The organism is Verrucomicrobiales bacterium (assembly GCA_016793885.1).
In the GTDB taxonomy this organism is placed as follows: Bacteria; Verrucomicrobiota; Verrucomicrobiia; order Limisphaerales; family UBA11320; genus UBA11320.
The window spans coordinates 26,937-49,052 of record JAEUHE010000067.1 but is presented as its reverse complement, the minus strand read 5'-3'; the positions used below and the strand labels follow the sequence as shown (position 1 = coordinate 49,052).

Sequence of the window (22,116 nt, the reverse complement as noted above, 5' to 3'; positions counted from 1 at the left end):
CTGAGCAAAACCTATGGGGTCGCTCGGGAGAAGCGATAAAACCGGGTCAATCCCGTGCTGACATTCCACAGGCTGGGTTCCCGGGAAGGAAGAATCGTCCCTATCGACTCCCAGCGTATGCCAGCCTCGATCCGATCAGCGGCGTCCAGGTTAATGGGTTCCGGGGTTGCGCCCAGCAGTTGGAAGGTCCCTGCAGAAACCCGCGCAATCGCGGGGGGGGCGCTCTGGCAGGGATCGACCACCACCAGAATCACGCCCGGCAACACGAGGCGGTTCGTGCCATTCTGGATGCTGACCGCATAGCGCCCCGCGTCCCCGTAGTCGATCGCGGGAAGCACCCAACGTTCGCGGTCAGCTCCAGCAATGCGTCGTCCATTCAGGCTCCATTGAAATGTTCCATTTAATGGTATCAATGGCGGATTCACTTCGAATGCCAGGCTGCTTCCGCGCATTTCCATCGACAGATCGACGTCGGTACCCAGTCGAATCGTTCGCAGAGGTGCAGGAGAGTCGGACTCAAAGTGGACATTGAAATGGATGTTCGTGCCGCGCCTTCCTCCCACGGTGTCCACCACCACCCGATATACGGTCCCCGCCGAGGCCTGAAAGCTAACCCGGCTGCCTCTTCCCGTCGCTCCATCCGGGGCCAGGACCTCGTCGCAATCGCCAAAGGCCCGGTGGTTGCAGTCCACCAGGGGCTCATAGAGATTGGTGCAGATCGCAAAATTCTGGAGATACACGGCGAGCACCGTGTCCACCCCGCTACCTTCGGTGTCCAAGGTGCAGATGCCATCGGACTCGGCCACCAGCTGAAACCATCTAGAAATCCCCCCCGCCACTCCGCAATGGGCCGGCTCGCATCGATCCGTGGTGCCGCCGCTGAAGAATCGTTGGTTGATGGTGGTGCCTGAGGCCAGCGAGAACGTGCCGGCCGAGGGGCCAGCCAGAAGGGACGCCAGCGCGGGACCATTGGCTATGGCGGGGGCCTCGGCGAGCTTGTCCTTGGATTGGATGTCGGGGTTGGGACCGATCTCCAAATCCACAGGCGCACTCACCACCGACCGTCCGAGAGAATTAGTCACCGCCAGCGCATACTGGCCCAAGTGAGCATCCTGAACGTTGGAAATTGTGAGACGAGAGGAAGTGGCGCCCGGGACGGGAACCCCGTGATGCAGCCATTGGTATCGCAGAGAAGGCTCCGCCTGAGCGATCACACCTTCGAAAATGGCGGTTCCTCCCGGCGGCACTGTTTGGCCCCGCGGCGACTGAACGAAGACCGGAAGTCGGTCGAGCGTGATCTCGAGATTCCATTGGCACACGTACATGCCGGTTTCGCCTGTCACCCCATCGATGACAATTCGATAATCCGTCCCCGCCTGAGCATTCCAGCTGACTTGGCTGGTATGAAATTCCCCGCCATCATCATCGCTCACCAACTCCGTGAGCGTTTTCAAGTCCGTCCCGGTATACACCGCCAACACCGTATCAAAGGTGCTGCCGCGGGTGTTAAAAGTCACCACGCCGCTGAGCGGCGCCTTCCAGACGTACCAGACGGAGTTGCTCGTCGCCAAGGAGCGATGCACTGGCTCCCCGATCTCACGGGACGCATCGAAGCTGAAGCCGCGGACTGTGTTGCTAATCGCGGCAATGAGCTGACCCTCCACAAAGCGATCCGCACCAGGAAGTAGCGTAGCGGTCACCATCAGCACCCCCTCATCGCTTTCGCGCGTGCCCAAGCTGTTGGAGACCAGGGCGCGGTAGGCACCTCCGTCGGAAACGGACAGATTGCTCAAGCTGAGGCATTGATTGGTCTGGTGCGGCAACAAAACTCCGTTCTTTTGCCATTGATAGGAGAAGGGCCCGCTGCCCTCGGCGCGAGCACACAACATCACGGAGGATCCTGGAGCCGCGTTGGTGGCCGCAGGATCGGTCCAGGCTGCCACTGGCTGCGCGCTCGAGGAACAGCGACACAGAAAAAGCTCCACCAGGAGGAGAAAGCCGCATACTCCAACTCGCGCCATAGACAACTTGGGCCCTGATTTCATCACATCTTTCCTCTCCCGTAGGCCGCAAGACTACACAACTTCGACACGCCTGCAAGAAAGCACAGGGCGCTTGTTTCCTACCGCGAGATCCGTTCTCGCTCTATGCGTCGCAGGATCGGCTCATGAAGAGGAGATGCATTCAAAAGGTTCATGCCAACCGTTCCCGGCACAGGGAACAACCCTGCACCAACTACTCCGGAAGCGCAGGTCCAGGTCTTACAAGGAAATGGGTGAGCCAGCAGAATTGGGGAACGCCGGAAGCCAGTGGATTCGCCCTCGCCCCCTACCGAAGACGAATATCTCCGGACCGCCAACTCTGGTAGCGTTCCACCATGTACTACGTCGTGTCGTCCGCTCGTCAGCCCAGCCCCGCGATCAAGAGCTGCGAGCCATCTTCCAGATTTCCGGGTGGGCCAGAATCGACACCGCAGAAGCCGAACATCCATACCACCTCGTCGCTTTTTCTGTGCTCAATTGGGCTCCTCATGATGCTCTTGTCACCGGTTTCTGCGGCTCCTGTCACCTTTTGGTTCGCAGGCCAGGTCGCACGCACCAACAGTCATTCCACCGCCTTGCCTCTCGGCATCGAAATCGGCACCCCGTTCGCCGGACGGGTGACCTACGATGCGGATTTCATTGATTATCAAAGCACCAGTGCGGGAGGTGACATTGGCAACTACTATTTCCGCACACTGGCCGGCTTCTCCGCCCATATCCAAATGGGGACGCACACCCTGACCAACGCGCGCATTGCGACCTCGGGCTGGAGCGGAAACATCAGCGTTTACAATGACTTTCAGAACGCCGACCAAATGTTCATCGATATCGGTCAGGCTGGACTGATAATGGATGGACAGCAGCACACCAACTCGGTCATCGAGCTCTACCTGAACGATCAGAGCCTCTCGGCCCATGCCTCCCGCAGCCTTCCCACCCAGGGACCTACCGCGGTCGCATTTCCGGACCAGCGGGAGCTGACCTGGACCGAGCAGGACGGCCACGGCAAACTCCTGTTCGGACTTTCAGGCTCGATCACGCACCTAACGACCGCACCGCTAGTGTTGCTGAACGTGCGTCGGCTCGACAACGATCAGCTCAGGATCAGCTGGCCGCTGGCGGTAAGCGGCGGCACCCTCGAAGAGTCCGATGGGCTGGCCCCGGAGGATTGGCACCCGGTGGGAGAAGATGTTTTGCCCGATGGGATGGAAAACGCGGTAATCCTACCGCCCGGCAGTCCGGCGCGGTTTTTCAGACTAATCTTGCCCTAAGACGCCGAAGCGCCACTTTTGAGAATGGCTTTGATCCCAAACCACGGTGCCGAGCTCTACTTCGAAGTCCACGGGACCGAGGGAGCCGCGGTGTTGCTCATCCAAGGTGTGGGTGCGATCGGCAATGCCTGGAAACCGCAGGTGGACGAGCTCGCCGCCAGCCATCGGCTGGCATTGTTTGACAACCGCGGCATCGGGCAAAGCACCATCGAGAAGAACGCGCCGTTCTCGATTGCCCAGATGGCAGATGACGCCAGGGCTGTGATGGATGCGGCGGGGTGGGATTCCGCGCACGTGGTGGGACATTCGATGGGGGGCGTGATTGCTCAGCAACTTGCCCTCGCGCATCCCCAACGTGTGCGCAGCCTGGCGCTGTTGTGTACGGTGGCTCGGGGCAAGGACGCAGTTCAAATGACACCAGGCATGATCTGGACCGCGCTGAGAACCAGCCTGGGACTGAAATCCGCGCGCCGAAAGGCATTCCTCCAACTGATTTACCCGAAAGACTTTCTCCGTAGCATCGATTGCGCCGCCTTGGCCGCAGAGCTCGCGCCGCTCTTCGGTCATGACTTAGCCGAGCAATCGCCCATGGCCATGAGGCAGGCCATGTCGCTTCGCCGACACGATGGCACTCCCGGATTGCCATCCCTTGGCGGTATTCCAACCTTCGTCCTCAGCGCCGCCCATGACCCCATCGCGCCTCCCAAATTCGGCAAGCAGCTGGCAGCCCAGATTCCAGGGGCTCGGTTCGTGGAGATTCCCGATGCGTCCCACGGCATCACCATCCATCAGTCTACGAAGGTGAATCGTCTTCTCGCCGACCATTTCTCCCGCGCTGGCAGGCCAGCCAGCGGAGAGTGAGAGCGTAGGCTCCAGGTTACCTTCGTCGGGGTCAAATCGACGATAGGGGGGGCCGACGAAGCCCGATATCGGTTTTGTCGGTTGAATAGACTGACACAAATCATTAAGAATCTGGGCAACCGCGTTGGCAAACCCAAACGTCTACACCTTGGCATCATGAGCGACAGTCCCAACAAGCCCGGCTCAGATCCCGTGTTCGTGACCACGCATTGGAGCATGGTGTTGCGCGCCAGCAAGCCCGAAACGCCGGAGGCGCTGGCGGCACTCTCCGAGCTGTGCCAGAAATACTGGTTTCCGCTCTACGCCTTCGCACGCCGACAAGGATGCGATACTCACCACGCCCAGGACCTCACTCAGGAGTTTTTCAGCAAGCTTTTGGAGAAAAACTACCTGAGCGGCGCCGATCGCCGCCGGGGCCGATTCCGCTGGTTTCTCCTAACGGCATTCAAATGCTTTCTCGCCAACGAGTGGGATCGTACCCAAGCCCAGAAGCGAGGCGGAGGGAAACAAATCGTTTCGTTCGACGGCATGAGCGCGGAGGAACGCTACCTCCACGAGCCAGAGGACTCGGCCAGCGCGGATCAGCTTTACGACCGGCGCTGGGCTGCGGACCTTCTCGACGGGGCGCGTACCCTGTTGAGAGCTGAATATGCCGATGCCGACCGTGCGGAACGGTTTAAGTATCTCGAAGCCTACCTGCCCGGAGGCCACCCGACCCTGAGCCAATCCGAAATCGGTGCCGCTCTGGGGCTTACGGAAGGAACCGTGAAACAGGAAGTGTTCAAGGTGCGCCGCCGCTACGGGGAATTGCTCCGCGAGGCGGTCGCCCAAACAGTCGCCCACCCGGACGAGGTGGATGACGAGATCAACTATCTCATCGATGTGGTGTGCCGGCGTTGAAGCGAACGAATCTCAGCTAACCTGAGGCCTGATTTACTTAATTCTTTAGAGGTCCCCGGTAGACCTGGCTGTGAACGACCTTGCCCCCAAAGAAAAGTGCCCTGAGTGCGGCCTCGCGATCCCCCCTGGACAGGGGTGTCTAGGATGTTCGCTGCGGCTGGCGCTATCCCCGGAGGCCATCACTCCCACGGAAGCGCGACGCCCGGTGCCGCCCGGGTTGAAATCGCGCTTCTTCGCGGACTACGAGATCATCGAAGAAATCGCGCGGGGTGGCATGGGGGTGGTCTACCGGGCTCGGCAGCTTGGAATCAACCGGCAGGTGGCCTTGAAGATGGTTCAGTCGGCGCACCTGCTCTCCGACGAGGCGCGTCTGCGGTTCCGCATGGAGATCGAGGCGGTGGCCCAACTGCACCACCCTCACATCGTTTCTCTCTACGAAAGCGGCGAGCACGAGGGCGCGCACTTTTTCACCATGCGCTTGGTGGAAGGGGGCGATCTAGCTTCCCAGCTGAACCTGCAACGCCCTGTGCGGGAACGAGTCCAGCAGCTCATCACGATCTGCCGCGCCGTCCACTATGCCCACCAGCGCGGCATCCTGCACCGGGACCTCAAACCCTCCAACATTCTGCTGGACGAGCGAGGGGAGCCGCATGTGGCAGACTTCGGACTGGCCAAATCGCTCGATCAGGATACCGGCTTCACCTTCACCTCGTCCGTTCTGGGTTCGCCCAACTACATGGCTCCCGAGCAGGCAGCCGGCAAGACACGCCAGCTGACCACCGCCGTCGATGTCTATGGTCTCGGAGCAATTCTATACCATCTGGTCGCTGGTCGACCACCGTTCCAGGCCAAGACACCTATCGAAACCTTGCGCCAGGTGGTCGATCAGGATCCCTTGCCGCCGCGCCAAGCCAATCCCCAGGTGGATCGCGACCTCGAAACCATCACGCTCAAGTGCCTCCGCAAGGAGCCCTCCGCCCGCTATGGCACCGCTGAGGAGTTGGCGGAAGACCTGGAGCGCTGGTTGGTAGGCCTGCCAATCCTTGCTCGTCCACTGGGCCCCATATCCTCGGCTTGGCGGTGGAGCCGACGGCGCCCCGCGTTGGCGGGCCTCTGCCTGGTCAGCCTCATTGCCGCGTTAACCCTGACCATCGGTAGCAATCTCGCGGCTCGCCGGCTGAAAACAGCCAATGATCGTTCGGTTCAGCTGGTCAAACAACTGCAGCGCGAGAAAGTCGAGAGCTTGCTGGAGGGAGGGGAAAGCTCCAAGGCGCTTGCCTTGCTGGCTCATCTGCTAGAACGCGAGCCTCAGGAGATTGCCTTGGGAGAGAGATTAATGTCCGTCTTGGCGCAGCGTTCGTTCGCTATGCCCACCGCCAGGCCTTGGAGCAGCGGCTCCGAGATAATGGCGGTGGGGTTCTCCCGCGATGGCAACAACTCCCTGGCATTGGCACGAAACGGCCGATACCGCTATCTCGACCTGAGGACTCAGCAATCCACGGATGGATCACTGGAGTCCACCAGCCCCCCTATCGTCAGCGCCCGGGCGCACCCAGTCTCTGAGCTGCTGACAACTGTTCATTCCGACGGAGTTCGGATCTGGCGGATCGCCCCGCGCTTGTTGGTATCCGCAACCCTGCCCCATGACGCCACCATCCGATCCCTGACCCTCGACCCGAGGTCCCCAAAACTCGCCACCGTGGACGATCGGAGCCGCGTTCGGCTGTGGCAGCCTAGCCGGAGCCAGGAGGACCTGAGCCAATGGAGCTCCGAGATCCTGGTCCACTCCGAGCAGGATGCCATTCAGACCTGCGTTTTCAATGCGCAGGGGACTCGTTTGGCGCTCGGCTACGAATCCGGGCTGGTGCAGATCTGGTCCAGCGAAACCCGCTCTCTGGAAAAGCAGCGCGTGGTGAAGGGGACTGTCCTCGTGCAGGAGTTCGATGCCTCCGGCCGACGGCTCGCCACGGCAACCGACCTCGGCCAAGTGTCGGTCTGGGATCTGGAGCAGCCGGAGACAAACCTGGACTATTACCCATTCGACGCAGGGGCGACCGATCTCGAGTTCAGCCCGGATGGTAGATTTCTGGCCCTCGCCGGCTGGTCCCATCGAGGTGAGGCTTATGTCTGGGATCTCCGCTTGGGCCGTCGGGTGACCGACGCTCTCGTGCATAGAAGCCATGTGACCTCGGTGCGCTTCAGTCCGGATGGGACACAGCTCGTGACCTTGGGCGACGACGCGACTGCCCGTTGCTGGGACACCTCTACGTGGCGCTCCGCACGCGAGCCTCTCATCCACAGCTCGGGCGTGCTCCAGGTCGCGTTCAGCCAAGATTCCCGGCGCTTGGTGACGGGGAGTTACTCGGGAGCACTCTGGTGGGACATGGCGCCACCCCTAGGGCAACCGCGAATGATACCGCACGACGCACGCGTCACACGGGGCGCTTTTTCGCCCGATGGTGCCCTCACAGCCACAGCGACGCTCGCTGGAAAAGTGCAGCTTTGGAACACTTCGGACCTGAGGCTGGTCCAGTCCTACCAACCACATCAGGGTTATGTTCACTTTCTTGAGTTCAGTCCCTCCGGACGCTTTTTGGCCACCGGCGATGCTGAGGGGACCGTCCATCTTCAGAATGCGTCCGAGGGCCTGAGCCTCGGAACCCTGCCACATCCCGCACCCATACTCAGCCTGAGGTTTTCCTCGGACAGCGGCTTGATCGCTACCGCAGGACGGGACGGGTTCGCGCGACTCTGGCACATTCCGAGCGGCGAGCAGGCGAGTCCTCCCCTGAATCATGGAGCGCCCCTGCTGGGCGCTGAGTTCAGCCCGGATGGAAGGTGGATCGCCACCCACGGTGGTAATCACTTGGTTCGTTTGTGGGATACGCGGAGCGGCCGCGCTCATCTGGCCCCGCTGGCTCACGACGCGCTCGTCGAACAGGTAGAGTTCAGCCCAGACAGCCGATTTCTCGTCACCGGCGGAAGAGATGCACGGCCCGTCCGGTGGGAACTGGCCACCGGAAAACAAACGAACCTGCGCTCCGTGAGCGCTCGCGGTGTTTCCGCGCTCGCCTTTAGCCCAGACGGGCGGCTGCTTGCCTGCGCGTCCCATGACGGCACACTGGAGATCTTGGACACGACTGATCGCCAGCTACCATCGCGGCTGATCGCCCCCACGGCAGCCGCAACCCATCTGCAGTTCACCCCTGACAGCAGATGGGTTTGCTCCGTAACACTGCGTGGGGAAGCACAGCTCTGGGATCCACTCTCCGGCCTCCCAATTACCGATCCTCTACGTACGCAGCCCTCGTGCTCAGCCGCCTGCCTGTCCCCTGATGGGGCTTCGCTGCTCTCATTTGGCGACACCGAAACGGCTGGGCTGTGGCCGCTGCCCCGTTTCGACACCAGCAAGACACCATCGCTGATCCGACTCGCCCAACTGATTGGACGAAAACAAATTTCCGCCTCAGGTCAGTTCGCCGTCACCGCCTTCACTCCAGAAACCCCGGCAGCCCCTCGAGAGGAACTGAAGAGTTTGCTCTTTTTACCACCATCCGCGATCCCGTTTGACCCGCCTCGTTGAATCGTAGACCGCGAGTCACCCCTGTAGATAGCCTTCGCAATTCCGGCCAATCTTTCGACACAGCTCACGAAACAGTCTCTCTCTCAGCGTCGGATTATCCGTGTCGAACTGGAGGAAGAAGGGACGCTGCTCCCAATCGAAAGCCGAGGGGGCTTTCCCATGGAGGTACATGAGCATGGCCGCAAAATGAATCGCGTTTCGTCCTCCTCTCAGGACTCCCCTCAGGAGAGCGTCGATAACGCGAGGCGGATGGTGATTCTCGATTTCGAGCAACGCCTGCGTTAGCCCTCCGTAAGTGTCGGCCCTGTGCACGGCATCAACGAGAACTTCGGTTCGCTCCTCTTCCGACAGCAGATGAGCCGCGTACTGAACGAGGGCGACCCGAACGGAACACTCGGAGTCAGTCAGTGCGGCCCTCAATTTAACTCTGGCCCGAGGAGACTCCAGTTTGGCCAAGGCCTCCACATCACGCCAGTCATCAATCGGTCTGGATAGCAGCAGGGTCTCAATCTCAACCAATTCTTCGGAGGTCGCGGTCGAGAACAAGGAAGTGTCATAGCCAATACCCTCCCGCCATCGCTCGTAATCGATCACCATGCTCGCGCAAAAGCGGTCCACCAGCGGCGATACTCTGGCAGGGGAAGCCGGCAGCAAGTCCGGAACGAACAGCCTGCTCGTGTAGCCGGCCTCTTGGCGCCGAAGTCGTTCGGCTTCCTGATCGCGATACAACGCCGCATCCGCAGCCTTTTGCCGGGCTTCGATCTCCGCACGGATCGCGTCCATATCAGGAGGTGGTTGCGGAGGGTGCGGAGGTTCGAGCACAAAGAAGAACCGGGTGGCATCGGTGAACTCCCCCGAGTAACTCGACGAGTTTCTGTCGTAGAATCGAAGCTTGGGCGTGCTGTTCCTGGAGTGGGTGGTCACCGGTTTGGCCAACTTGACATACGCCCCAGCCGGTGGTGCCGGAAAGCAGCTCGCCAATTCCACAATCTCATTGCCGGCCTGCAACTCGGCTGCGATCAGCTCGCGAAGCTCCAGGGGAAACCCAGCAATGCGCTCACGGTACTGAACGGGAATACTCATTGGATTGGAGGACCAGCATCATGATGGTGAATCCGATCGTGCACAGAATGGCCAGAACGGCCGCGATGGAAAGCAGAAGCTTCATGAGGGGCTAACCGGGGACGAGTTGAGTTCGTGCAGGATCACATCGATGGCCGTCCTGAGAGTGTCGTCGGAGCGGCTCAAACGATGCCGCAGGCCTGTCAATCCGCGAATGACTTCGGGAGAGTTCAGACGGAGATCGCCCACTGCCACCAACAGCGACTCGAGACGACTCCACCCCACCACTCGTCCGGGCAGTTCCGGGGAGGGATCCAAGGACGCCTGGTTGATCGCTGTCAACAAGAGCTCCGCCAACCGGGCACGATCGCCCCGGAAGTCACGAGCCATGGCGATCCCCGCGCTGTTCCAGGTCGCATCGCTGCTGTCGAGAGCCTGTTTGAGGATCTGAAAGGCATCCGCACGACGAATCAGGAGGTCGGCCGCAATCACGCTGGCCGGACTGCGGAGCTGGGCCAGGTAGATCAACGTGGTGACGTCGCTATCCTTGCTCAGTTGTAGCGCCTCCCAGAGTGCGACGAATCCTTGGAGCATAGGCGGCATTCCAGCGGGGGGGCGGATGGACGGACACTTCGCTTTCCTAATGGCCTCGGTTCTCGACAAAGTCGCCTGCTCGCGCGTCAGTCTAGCCTCTGCCGTCGAAAGTGCTTCGATGGTTTCGCAGCGGAGATCGGCCGGATAGTAAAGGGTTGGATATCGGACCAAGTCCGCGGACATGGGCCACCGACTGGGTGCTCCGGCGTGGTCGATGTTCACCCGTGGCCACAAGGCTAACCACCGCAAGATCGGCTCCGGGACCTGGACTGGACGGTATGCAATGAAAGCCTCTCCCGTATAACGCCCATCGTCACCCACGCGCTCCGCGCAGGTAACGGTTCCGCAACGAAGGCACGCATGAACACAAATGTGGCCGGTTGGGATGAGCGATCGATGAAACAAAGGATCGCAGCCGCACGCCACCGCCACACCATCCAAGCAAACTGCAGGACGGGGGGCCTCTCCGCGAGAAGCATCCGCCGAACGTTGACTTTGATCCGCAGAGTGCCGGTCCCGCGTGCCCACCGGGTCGGCGCCCTTCGCTGGTATCGTGCGACTCTCTGAAACGAACTGACCCAGCTCAAAGAACTCCCTCATGCGACCGCTGCCCGGCCCTTCTTTGGAGGACAGCCCGAAAACAAGGCGCTGGACGGTCCCCTGACGTTCCAAGTCCAGATAGATCTCGTTCTGGCCGAAATCGACATCCATGCGTCGGAGCACGCCTTGTTCGCCGGCTCGAACGCGGATCTTACGTTGATCGACGAAGTCGCGAAGGACCCGCACCTCGTGATCGGCCCTGAGATGATCAATGACACAGCCCATAACTCAAGTTAACCCCAGCTCAGGCAGTCGCCCGCGGACTCTCCGCTTCGAACCGGAAGCTGTTGAGAACCAACTCCCCAAGATTGCAGGCAAACGTGGCCTTCTCGGGGGTGGCGGTGATCCGGGCGCGCACCACCAATCGATCATCCCGGAAGGCCGTCAGGAAGTGATACTGCTCAATCGCTTGCGCCCCATCGGCGATATTCCGGACGCCCAAAGCATCGATCTTGCCCGAACTCATGCGCCGGAACTCCGGGGCTGGGTAGTCCGACCGGGTGGCGCTCTCTATCTCTTCAAGCACGGCATCATTGGCTCGTCCCTCGCGTGGCAGAAGGCTCAGGTTGATCTGCACTTTTCCGCCCGGATCCAGCATCAAGGTGCGCTTGCCGTCATCGATGACATGCCATCCATAAGGAACATCGAATATCGCCATCACCGCACCCGCGGCTACAGTCGCATAGCGATGCTCATCATGAGTGCGAAGAACATTGGGCACCAAGCCCGCCCCACGGCTGCGCAGGTTCACATTGATGGGCGCCTCCGGATCGAGCGTGGCCGTATCGGTCGCGAGCGCGAAATCCCCTAAAGCCGAGGCGCGTTCCGGTGCGGGCGCAGCCTCCACGACACCACTCGAGCTGACTTCCTCCGCAGCAGGCTCCGGGACCGGACTAGAAACGGCTGCACCCGCAGTAAATCGGGAACCTTTCGGAGTCTCGAGCGTGAACGACTGCAACGCCGCAAACCAAACCTCCCGAACCGCATCCGCCAGCATTTCCGGAGCGGAAAACGAGAGGTTGACCAGTCGGTCCCCATCCTCGAAGAACGCAAACCGCACGACCATCGTGCCCATCTCAGACTCTTGGGTGGCCTCACCCACAACCGCGGGCACGCCCGCCACCTGATCCGACCCGACAGCGCGCGGTTTGAGCTGGTTGTGATTCAGATGATACCACGCCCAATCGTGCAAGGTGCCATCGCCATGAGCCGGACGTGCCGCGACCGCGAAGATAATCGCTGCGTGAGGCGCCGTCACGACAGCCAATGGAAAGAACTCGGTCGGCTGAGATAAATCCGGCCCCTCCCCCGGCAGCTGATGCACAACCCAGTCGGCGGGCAGGCGGGTGGTGAATCCCAAATCGGCGATTCGCGACGGGAAGTGACGAGGTTCAAGGTTGAGCGGAGTAGCCATGGATGAGTTGGAGTTAAAAGTTAACCTCAGCCGGGGTGGTGATGTTCATCACCGCCTCCCGCTGGGAGCAGGAGCATAGATTCGTAGTGGCGCCGGCGTTCATATTAGTAACGTCGCATCATCCTTAGCATGGCCGGGGGGGGCCAACAATTCGCCTAAGGACGAAGGCCCGTAGTCAATCCTTGATCCACAGGGAGTGGACAGCAGCCGCTCCGGAGTCGGTGCGAAGGATCGTGAGCACCGGCTCAGGAACCTTGTCCGCCACGCGCGGACGGGTCCCCCAGAAGGCGACCGCATTCGTCGCGGGAAATATCTGCTGAAGCTCGCCAATCCCCGTGTCAGCCTCCCATACGGCCTTGCCGTTTGCATCCACGCGAGCAACGAACAGTCGCCGCTGGAACAGGTTCGTCTTTTGCCAATAAGTCAGGAGCTGCCCATCGGGGTTAGCCAGCCTGAGGGTTGACGTTCGTCCGGAATCTCGGATCAAGGACTGGTCCAAGCGTGCCGGATCCGAGGAAGGTGAAGGGGAGAGATAGGAGTTCACCGGATGAGGCGGAAAGACCGGCTTGTTGCCACGCGATGGCGGCGCTGGCTGTGCGATGAGAGTCTTCGGATCGATTTCAACCACGATCGACCGATCCCGGGTGCTCACCCTCAACCGATCGATCACTTCATAATACCCTTGAGGCCACAATGTCTCCAAGGAGGGGTTCAGTCGCCGAAGATCTTCCAAACGAAGCAGCTTGCCCGCTTGATAGTCGTAGCCGAGGATCTCCCGACTCAGAACCCAGAGGACTTTTCCATCGAAGCCGAGAATGCGTGTCGACTGGTGCGACTCAGAGGCCCGGAGATTACTCTGCAGTAGAATGAGCCGACGTGCGCTCTTACCGTCCCGGGGTTCCACGAGGAGGTGGACTCGAAACCGATCGTTGTTCGGGTTGCGGTGAAGGGAGGGGATATAAGGCTCCTGCCTCGCCACCAGCAGGGCGATGAAATCAGGCGTTCCGCAGCCCTCACCAATGGGCACGCCGATTGTTCGCACACTCAACGCCTTGTAACCTAACCCAAAGGCCGCAGCCCCGACCAGGAGGATGATGCCGAGAATCAACCGCAGCCGGCGATACCGGCTAAGGAACTCGACGTTGGCGGCTCGAGAGCTTCCGGAACTCGCACGGGTTACGCTCGGACTCCTCGCGGGCTGGAGCAACCGGAGAATCAACCTCCAAGCGACGACATCCGCGACTTTGTGGGGATGGGCATTGCGTGAGGTCTCCCAATCGTAGAATTGCCGCAGGAAGGCCAGGAAGCGGTTGGGATCCCGGAACTCCTCCCTTCGGCTCGACTCGCCATAGTCAGCGCGCACGAATCGGCCCTGACTGAAGTTGATCGTGGTGCCGCCCTCCTTATGCGCGGTGGAAAAGGAAGCACCCTCGCGCATGCGGCTCAGAATTTCCTGCTGGATGGACTGCACCTCCATCAGATGCGCTTCAGCGCTGACGGCGGTGTCGGCCAACTCTCGATACCGCTCGATCGAGCCGATGCCCGGCAAGGGCGGCGCCGACGCCTTGAAGTTTCTTGTCCAGAGGCCAAACCAGCTTTCCAACGATTTGCGGTAGGCGTCGGACTGCAGCAAGGGAGAACCAAGCTCGACGGCTTGGATGCGCAGCGAATAGGAATTACGACCGCCGTGAGTCTCCTCGAAACGGAGCTTAAGCTCATGGGGGATGCCGGCGACGGGGATTCTGGCTCGAAACGTGAGTTTCGGCTCCTCCGGATCTACTTGGAAGAGCTCCATCAACTCCCGTTCGAGCTCGAACCTAATATGATGCGGAGGGCGAGAATCTTCAAAATGGAGAATCTTGGCTTCAAAGGGTGCCATGAGTCGGAGCCGTGAAGGTTTCGTCAAACGTGTCGCGCGCGGGCTGGAAATCGACAGCCGAGCTGAAAAGCTTGATCGCCAATGATTTCAATACCGGCGCAGGATTCACAACCGATCAGTTCCAGCGGGCATTGCGGCCGCAGACCAGGATCACCAACATGAACAGCCCGTATCCCGCTCCCACCAGCAAGATCGGTCCGCCCGCTACCAGAGCTGCCGCGCGAACTTGCCCAGTCCACTTAAGCCAAATGCTGGTTCCGGCCAGCGACAGGAGGACAAGAAGGATCATCAGCAGCGAACGACCCGAACTGGAAGTGACCGTGAAGTTCTTCAGGAGCACGCTTATCAGGTAGAGCGTAGCAGCGCCCAGCAGAAACCAGCTCACCAAGAGGAGCGCTGGCCAGAGCCCGTTGGGACTCGGAGCGGCCGAAACCTCCGCGGGAACCGAGGCGGAACCTCGGCCCCAGGCCAGGGCGACCGCCACTCCCAACAACGACCAGATCAGCCAGGCCCCAAGCGCGAGTCTCCACAGCTGCCCCCCGCTCATAAAATGCCCCCAACGCAACGGAACTCCCGCCACATAGTTTTTCCAGGACATCTCGCCCACCTCCGTGGTCTGGAGCAGGAGCGCAGCCGCACCGCACAAGCAACCCCATGCGGTCACCCACAGGACCAAGGCGGGCACAACTCCCATTCGTGTCAATAACCAGCCAAGGGCCATCAAAGCGAGCCCTGGAGGAACAACCTGCATAATCACCATTTTGAGCATGAGCAATCCTTCGTAATTCAGCAACGATCTTACCTCGGATTGCGGCCTCAGCAATTCGCCTTTAGGCGAACACGGGCCTCCCGCCCGGAACCGCTCCCCATCAGAGCTTCCACCCCTCACGACTCGGACGCTCAACCCAAGCGTTCAGTTCCGGAAGATTGGTGACCTTCATGTTGGGGCCATCCCAGCGGACGGGCTTGCCCGGGCCCGCCTTCATGGCCAAGTTGCCGAGGAGGGCGAATTCAGTCAGACGGGCTCCATACTCAAACGGCACTGCAGTCTCAGTCTTACCAGAGCGCACGGCTTCCAGGAAATCAGTAAAGATATTCCTCGGTCGCGGTAGGGATCTGGGCGGAGCTGGGATTTCACGCATCTTCGCATACGGAACGATATGCATCTTGTCGCCATAGGTCCCGGTAAAGATGACCCCCTTCTCACCCACATACAGTGTGCCGCTGTCCCCCGCATCCAATTCCTCATCGGGATACTTGGCTCTCAGCTCGAGAAGCAGCGCAGGAAGATTGCGATCGTCTCCCTTGACCGCACGCAACGAGCCCATGGGCTTTCCGGTAGTGGTCGCGTTGAGCCCTTCATACCAATACGCCTTGAGGGCCGGCATGTCGCCACGGGCCGGTATGTCCCATCGAACGCGGCTCCCGGTGGGATATCTTTCGTCGCTGCCCCCACGAAGCTGCTCCACCTCAATGCTCGTCGGGTGGTCGCACTTAAGTGCCCAGAAGACACCATCGAGAACATGGCAGCCCATGTTCCCGATCGAGCCGTTTCCAAAATCATACCAGCCATGCCACTCGTGCGGATGGAGATCGTCGTGAAAATCACGATAGGGGGCCGGCCCGATCCACTCGTCCCAATGAAGACCTGCGGGGGGAGCGATTTTCGGCGGCCGAGGTCCCTCCCCGCCATTGGCTCGGTTCGTCCAGCTATGGGTTTCCGTGACGTTGCCAATCACCCCGCTCCAGATGTACTCGCAGAGTTTACGATATCCGTCCTCGCAGTGGCCTTGATTGCCCATCTGAGTCGACACTTTGGTTCTGGCGGCCATGGCGCGCAGCGCCCGGGCCTCGGCGATATCATGGCAAACGGGCTTCTCGCAGTACACGTGCTTCCCCAAACTCATGGCAATCATCGCGGGCAACGCGTGCTGATGGTTGGGCGTCGCAATAAATACGGCGTCGATTCCCTTCCCGACCTGATCAAACATCTTCCGATAGTCGGTGAACACCGCCAATTTGTTGGCATCGCCGCCCTTGCCTTGGATCCACTTCCTGACAACCCCGTGTCGGCCTTCGTCCACATCGACAATCGCGACCAGGTGCTCGTCCTTGGTAGCCGGCAGATGCGAGGAGGCACCGCGGCCGCCGCAGCCAATCTGGACCACCCTGACTTTCTCACCCGCGTGGGCGGCGCTCAGAATGTTGAAGGGAGCAACGGCAAGCACACCGGCACCCAAGGCCGATGTCTTCGCAAACGAGCGACGAGACAGTGATGTTTTCATGGCGAGGGAAAGTAATGGTTCACCTCAGCAATACGCCGTGAGAAGCCGGTCGGCTAGCCCAAAAGCAGGACCTTGAGTCAGGCGATTCTCATGCACGGAAATTTCCACCAATGGTCGAGACAAAGTCAATGCAACGCGCCGAGATGGGGGTATGGCAGATTTCGGAAACGACGCCAAGGACTGTTAAACCGCAAAGGACGCAAAGGACGCGATGTCTAAAGGGGAAGGACCAGTTCCGTTTTCTTGTTCCCTCCGGGTTCCCCATTGCGTCCATCGCGGTTTAAAATTTCGGGCCCGTTCCCCTCACGGCCGGGGAAAACGTGGAGCGCGGGGACTTGAAGTTTTGGGCTGCCGAAATCCGTTCCGGTTCAGCGTGGATGAGCAAACCGGCTGGCTGGTCTGGGGAGATGTTGGTCCGGATGGATCCCCTCCAGGGGGACATAAAACCCCTCTTCTCACGACCCCACAGAGTCAGGAATCTCTTTTGGCACCGATCCGCCCTCACCCACAACCAATCACACCCCACGGTCACCGCTCCGCGCCGTAATGCTTGCACGCCAATTGTAGAAAGCTCAACGTCTCGCCGACCATGGCAACCCACACTATCCGACTGCACCGGGTTCTACGTTCGACGCCTGAACGCATTTACCGCGCCTTCCTAGACAGTGACGCCATGAGCAAGTGGCTCCCACCCTTTGGCTTCACCGGTAAAGTTCATCACATGGATGCCAAAGTGGGCGGAGGATTCCGAATGTCGTTCTGCAACTTCACCACCAACAAGAGCCACGCCTTCGGCGGCGAATTTCTCGAACTGACACCCTACGAACGCATCCGCTACACTGATCGGTTCGAAGATCCCAATCTTCCCGGCGTCATCCAAGTGACCGTCACGCTGAGGCAGGTCTCCTGCGGAACCGAGGTCAACATCGTGCAGGAAGGAGTGCCCGAAGTCATACCCGCGGAGGCCTGTTACCTTGGCTGGCAGGAGTCCTTGACCCAGCTGGCGCAATTGGTTGAGCCGGAGATTCCAGACTAGAGTGGCGTCCGAGCTCTGGCTGATCACAGCGCATGGGACTCAGGAAGTTTGCGGCGTCCGTTTAACCTAAAAAGGAGAACGGAGCGGGATGAGTAGAGGCAAAGTAGACCGATTCTGAACAATCGGACTGAACTTCTCGAAAATCCGGTAGCCGGATTTTTTATTCTAGCAGGCCGACGCCCAGAAAGCCCTGGAACCAAGGAATAGCCCGGATGGGCACCCCGCAGAGCGATATTCTAAGTCCGACGGCCTGCTAGCGGTATCCACCGGCAACCCGCAAGGTCTCGCCGGTGATCCAAGCAGAGTCCGAGGAGGCGAAGAACACGACTACAGAAGCGATGTCCTGCGGCTGGCCAATGCGCCCCAAAGGGGTCTGCGCTTCGACTTGCCGGCGCATGTAGCTGTCGGAGATCCCAGCGGCACGCGCACCCTCCGTCTCGACCATGCCGGGATTGATCGCGTTGACCCGTATACCACGTGGCCCCAACTCCTTGGCTAATGACCGGGTGACGGAGTCAACCGCGCCCTTCGTCCCGCTGTATACGGTGGCTCCCGGAAATCCCATGCTGCTCACCACCGAGCTGATGTTGACAATGCTACCGCCGGCGGGATTGAACTGCTTCACCGCCGACTGGGTGGCACGGATCAGGCCGAGAACGTTGAGATCGAACTGTTTGTGGAACTGTTCCTCGGTGATCTCCTCCACCGGAGCAAATTCATAGATACCGGCATTGTTCACCAGGATGTCCACCGGACCCAGCTGGCGCTTGGTTTCCGCGAAGAGCTGGTCAATATCGGATTTTTTCGACAAGTCGGCCTGTACGGCAATGGCCTTGCCTCCAGCGCGCGCGATGTCCTGGACCACTCGCTCCGCGCTCTCCTTGCTCGACGAGTAGTTCACCACCACCGCCGCGCCTTCGGCGGCAAGATGCGTTGCGATCGCGGCGCCGATACCCTTGGACGCACCTGTGACCACCGCCACCTTGCCTAAAAGCTTTTTGCTGCTCATAACATTCTTCGCGCTATTCTCACTTCATCCGGGACCTAGACGCCCCGTTCATCCCATCGACAAAACTCGGCCGGTCTGGAGTCATGTCTGCGAATACAAACCGTGAGCGACGCCCGAAGGCCTACTCCCTTCCACTGCCCCGCGGGCGGTCGGTCCACCAACTAGTCTAGCGCACTTTGAACCACACCCTACCGGGCGTGGCCGCGATGGCTTCGCTTGAGAGACCGACCAGACAGCCACAATGCGGAAGTGACACTGAGCAGCCAGAACGCACTGGGCTCCGGAACCATCGTGAGTTCGACGCTGTCCAAGCCGGTAAACATGGAGTCGCTGAACCCACCCCCCTGGAAGATCAGCGCCGCACGTGAGGCCGTGGCATCAAGCTGGACAGAAAACGGCTGCCAGTTCACTCGACGTAGGCCTGGGTTCACGTTGCTGAAGCGATCCCAGGTCGCAGTGGTTCCGATCGGCAAGGTCGTGGCGCTCGCTAAAGAGTACAGATTTGCGTCGGAGATCGTGTCTGATTGAAAAATTGCCAAATCCAACCCGCCCCAACCACTCACGCTGCCGGAGTTCTCAATATCCTCGTAGGAACCCACGCTGAAGGTCAGCACATAGCTCGCTCCCGGCACGAGATCTACATACTGCCAGAGACTCACGGAATGAACGTTGACGAAGCCATTTCCCCGGTCAGCATTGAACTCCATCGAATGGACGCCGTCAGCGGCTGTGTAGGAGTAAGACACTGGGAACGGTTGAACCGGGCCGTTCGCGGATTGGCTCTTCCAGCTGGGATAGATGTAGGTGTTGTCTTGCGTCCATGAAACCAGATCTGGCCGCTCGAAATCCCCATTTCGGATCAAACTGGATTGAGCTCTCAAGTCGCTGGCCAGCCACAAAAACACCGAAGTAACGCCGAAGTAGATTGATCGTTCGATCATAGTCACAAGCTCCTCAATTAATATTGGACCGGGCTGGGCCGGATGATAGATCAGCCGCCGCTGCGCCGTCTTCCATCATTTGGAATTATATCACACAACGCCTCCCTAAAAGTCAACTGCGCGGCCTTTAGAAGTTGGCGACAGCGCCCCCCAAGCCGCCCACTACCGAAATATCCGGAACTTCTGTTGTATCCTCAAGGCCGACCTGTAGTCTCGTTGGCAAAATCAAACTGCATTGAACTGATATGGCCAAAGGAAAAAGAAGTCAGAAGCGCGAGGTCCGAAAACCCAAGAAGGAAAAACCCAAGCCGGCGCCGGCGACCTCTCGTCGGAAAAGTTGAAGCCACCGGAGGTCCGAATCCCAACCCGCAACTCGAAAGACTGCCTGCCAGGTTCCAGTTGACGGAGAAACACCGTGCCTAGCAGCCAACCTTGTCTCCTCCGCACCGAAGGAGGATAAAACTACCCGAGGCATCGCCCGGCCGGGATGAGCCTCCTTCCGGGGTCGTCACAAGTTTCCGCTGATTTTCGCAGTCTACCGCTGGGCAAGCGAAGCCTTCTACGTCATCCTGTCGGCGCATGACCAGTGTCGCAGAGGTTTTCGTTGGGTTGCTCCTGGCAGTAGCGGTGTTGGCGCTGCTGGCTCGGCGCTTGCACATACCTTACCCCATCCTCTTCGTGGTCGGCGGATTGTTGCTCGGACTCGTCCCGACACTGCCGAAGGTTCGACTCGATCCCGAACTGGTCTTCCTGTTCTTTCTTCCGCCCCTTTTGTTTCCCGCTGCGTTGTTCACGTCTTGGAGAGATTTTCGGGCCAATCTGCGTTCGATCTCCCTGCTCGCCGTTGGCTTAGTTCTTTTTACCACGGTGAGCGTCGCGATTCTGAGCCACTACCTCATGGGCCTCCCGATGGCGGTCGGGTTGGTCCTCGGGGCCATCATATCACCTCCGGATGCGATTGCGGCAACGGCGATCGCGAACCGATTGAGAGTCCCCCGGCGTCTCGTTACGATTCTGGAAGGCGAGAGCCTGGTCAATGACGCCACCGCGCTGGTAGCGTACCGTTTCGCCACGCTCGCCGTGGCGACCGGATCATTTTCACTGACGCAGGCCAGTGTCATGTTTTTATGGGTTGGCTTCGGTGGGATTGGGATGGGCCTGTTGTTCGGTTGGTTGGCGGCCAAATTTCACCAGAGCGTCGACGATGCTCCGATCGAAATCACGGTGTCGCTGTTGACACCGTTCGCCGCTTACCTTTCTGCGGAACGACTGGAGGTTTCCGGCGTTTTGGCGGTGGTAACCGCTGGATTGTATCTCGGTCGACGGATGCCAGACATCCTCACTTTCCAGACGCGCCTTCAAGGGGGACCGGTTTGGGACATGGTAGAGTTTCTTCTCAATGGGTTCGTTTTTATTTTGATCGGGTTGCAGCTTCCCGAAATCCTGGACGCTTTGACCTCCGCCGAAATGCCAGTGGCTCAGGTGATAGGATACGCCCTGGCGATCAGTGTGGCGGTGATCCTCATCCGCATTGTCTGGGTGTTTCCGGCATCCTATCTCCCCCGCCTGGCCTCCAAATCGCTGCGTCAACGCGACCCGTATCCCCGATGGCAGAACGTGGCACTGGTAGCGTGGACGGGAATGAGAGGGGTGGTCTCCCTCGCTGCGGCGCTGGCGCTCCCGCTGACGGCGCAAAACGGCCAGCCCTTCCCGGCTCGCGATCTCATTATTTTCATCACGTTCGTGGTTATTTTGGTAACCCTCGTGGTTCAGGGAGTGAGTCTCCCGCCACTGATTCGGCTGCTGGGGATCAAGGACGACGGGTCCATGGAATTGGAGGAACGGGACGCCAGGCTGAAAGCGAATCGGGCCGCCCTGACCAAGCTGGATCTCATGCAGGAGCAGGAGCCGGAAATGGCTGACGCGCTTCGCCGGTTGCGCGCTGAGTATCAAGATCACCTGCTTCAACTCGAAGGCGCCAAAGCTCACTCACCAGGGATCCCGCTCCGAAGGTTCTCCTCAGATTTCGAACGCCTGTCCCACGAAGCCCTGCTGGAGGAGAGACGCACGATTGTGCAGCTCCGCGATCAGGACATCATCAGCGACGAAGTGCTCCGGCATATTCAACGGGACATCGACTTGGCTGAGGCACGACTCGGCCATCATTCGTAGCGCCCGACTTTTGCCACGAGATTCTTTCACTCGCGACTCCTCGCGGTCCCGCTTCCGCGGGGCCAACTTTTCCGTCAAAGAGAAAGATGAGTAAAACTCTAAATGGCACGGGAGGACGGCTCACGGTATGGGACACGAGCACCACCATCCCAACCAGCTCATCCTTCTACCGCCTACACGCTTCACGCCCACAGTAATCCCCTGAAGGAGCCGCATCGTGATTGCCTCACTCCTCAACTCAGGCCTATTCTTCCTGGTGACCAATTTTGGCGTCTGGTTCTGCGTGGCGACCGATCCGAAAACCTCGGGCGGTTTGCTGGAGTGCTATGCGGCAGGGCTGCCCCTCCTGGCCAACGGGCCGCTCGGCGATTTGTTTTATGCCGGCCTGCTGTTCGGATCAATGTCCCTAACGGAGCGTCGCCTCGCCTCGCTTCGCGCGGTCACTCCCGTTCCGTCCGCAGCTTAAG

At 59.9% G+C, this 22,116-nt stretch carries 16 protein-coding genes; 7 read left to right on the top strand and 9 right to left on the bottom strand.

What is annotated here, in order from left to right:
* Positions 1 to 11: 11 nt before the first annotated feature.
* On the bottom strand, positions 12 to 2,021 hold the full coding sequence (locus JNN07_08575; GenBank protein ID MBL9167782.1) for a hypothetical protein: 2,010 nt from the start codon (positions 2,019 to 2,021) through the stop codon (positions 12 to 14).
* Between the two features lie 509 nt (positions 2,022 to 2,530).
* Between JNN07_08575 and JNN07_08570 the strand changes: the two genes are divergently transcribed.
* The 4 genes from JNN07_08570 (at position 2,531) to JNN07_08555 (ending at position 8,657) form a co-directional block, all read left to right on the top strand.
* Entirely contained in the window at positions 2,531 to 3,313 is a 783-nt protein-coding gene (locus JNN07_08570; GenBank protein ID MBL9167781.1) for a hypothetical protein, read from the top strand.
* A gap of 24 nt (positions 3,314 to 3,337) precedes the next feature.
* Positions 3,338 to 4,174 carry an alpha/beta fold hydrolase gene (locus JNN07_08565; GenBank protein ID MBL9167780.1) on the top strand — a complete coding sequence of 279 codons (837 nt, stop codon included), beginning with the start codon at positions 3,338 to 3,340 and terminating at the stop codon, positions 4,172 to 4,174.
* Between the two features lie 156 nt (positions 4,175 to 4,330).
* A complete protein-coding gene (locus JNN07_08560) occupies positions 4,331 to 5,074 on the top strand; it encodes a sigma-70 family RNA polymerase sigma factor (GenBank protein ID MBL9167779.1) in 744 nt (247 codons plus the stop codon).
* Positions 5,075 to 5,144: 70 nt separating this feature from the next.
* Positions 5,145 to 8,657 (top strand): protein kinase, encoded by a 3,513-nt coding sequence (locus JNN07_08555; GenBank protein ID MBL9167778.1) that lies wholly within the window; start codon positions 5,145 to 5,147, stop codon positions 8,655 to 8,657.
* Positions 8,658 to 8,672: 15 nt separating this feature from the next.
* On the opposite strand, the gene JNN07_08550 is transcribed toward JNN07_08555, so the two are convergent.
* From JNN07_08550 to JNN07_08525, 6 genes are all read right to left on the bottom strand, one after another.
* On the bottom strand, positions 8,673 to 9,740 hold the full coding sequence (locus tag JNN07_08550) for a hypothetical protein (GenBank protein ID MBL9167777.1): 1,068 nt from the start codon (positions 9,738 to 9,740) through the stop codon (positions 8,673 to 8,675).
* 81 nt (positions 9,741 to 9,821) lie between these two features.
* Positions 9,822 to 11,138, bottom strand: coding sequence for a hypothetical protein (locus JNN07_08545; GenBank protein MBL9167776.1), 1,317 nt, complete (start codon positions 11,136 to 11,138; stop codon positions 9,822 to 9,824).
* A gap of 19 nt (positions 11,139 to 11,157) precedes the next feature.
* Complete coding sequence (locus JNN07_08540) at positions 11,158 to 12,327, bottom strand: hypothetical protein (protein MBL9167775.1); 1,170 nt, start codon at positions 12,325 to 12,327, stop codon at positions 11,158 to 11,160.
* A gap of 175 nt (positions 12,328 to 12,502) precedes the next feature.
* A complete protein-coding gene (locus tag JNN07_08535; GenBank protein ID MBL9167774.1) occupies positions 12,503 to 14,206 on the bottom strand; it encodes a hypothetical protein in 1,704 nt (567 codons plus the stop codon).
* A 115-nt stretch (positions 14,207 to 14,321) separates the two neighbouring features.
* Positions 14,322 to 14,975 carry a hypothetical protein gene (locus JNN07_08530; GenBank protein ID MBL9167773.1) on the bottom strand — a complete coding sequence of 218 codons (654 nt, stop codon included), beginning with the start codon at positions 14,973 to 14,975 and terminating at the stop codon, positions 14,322 to 14,324.
* A gap of 100 nt (positions 14,976 to 15,075) precedes the next feature.
* Positions 15,076 to 16,491, bottom strand: a complete 1,416-nt coding sequence (locus JNN07_08525) for a Gfo/Idh/MocA family oxidoreductase (GenBank protein ID MBL9167772.1) — start codon at positions 16,489 to 16,491, stop codon at positions 15,076 to 15,078.
* A gap of 589 nt (positions 16,492 to 17,080) precedes the next feature.
* Between JNN07_08525 and JNN07_08520 the strand changes: the two genes are divergently transcribed.
* Positions 17,081 to 17,527, top strand: coding sequence for an SRPBCC family protein (locus JNN07_08520; protein MBL9167771.1), 447 nt, complete (start codon positions 17,081 to 17,083; stop codon positions 17,525 to 17,527).
* A gap of 253 nt (positions 17,528 to 17,780) precedes the next feature.
* On the opposite strand, the gene JNN07_08515 is transcribed toward JNN07_08520, so the two are convergent.
* Positions 17,781 to 18,536 carry a glucose 1-dehydrogenase gene (locus JNN07_08515; protein ID MBL9167770.1) on the bottom strand — a complete coding sequence of 252 codons (756 nt, stop codon included), beginning with the start codon at positions 18,534 to 18,536 and terminating at the stop codon, positions 17,781 to 17,783.
* Between the two features lie 188 nt (positions 18,537 to 18,724).
* Positions 18,725 to 19,477 (bottom strand): hypothetical protein, encoded by a 753-nt coding sequence (locus JNN07_08510; GenBank protein ID MBL9167769.1) that lies wholly within the window; start codon positions 19,475 to 19,477, stop codon positions 18,725 to 18,727.
* Between the two features lie 579 nt (positions 19,478 to 20,056).
* On the opposite strand from JNN07_08510, the gene JNN07_08505 reads away from it, so the two are divergent.
* The gene (locus JNN07_08505; protein MBL9167768.1) at positions 20,057 to 21,649 is read left to right on the top strand and encodes a Na+/H+ antiporter; all 1,593 of its coding nucleotides are present in this window, start codon (positions 20,057 to 20,059) and stop codon (positions 21,647 to 21,649) included.
* 217 nt (positions 21,650 to 21,866) lie between these two features.
* Positions 21,867 to 22,115 (top strand): hypothetical protein, encoded by a 249-nt coding sequence (locus JNN07_08500; protein ID MBL9167767.1) that lies wholly within the window; start codon positions 21,867 to 21,869, stop codon positions 22,113 to 22,115.
* The last annotated feature ends 1 nt before the right edge of the window (position 22,116 follow it).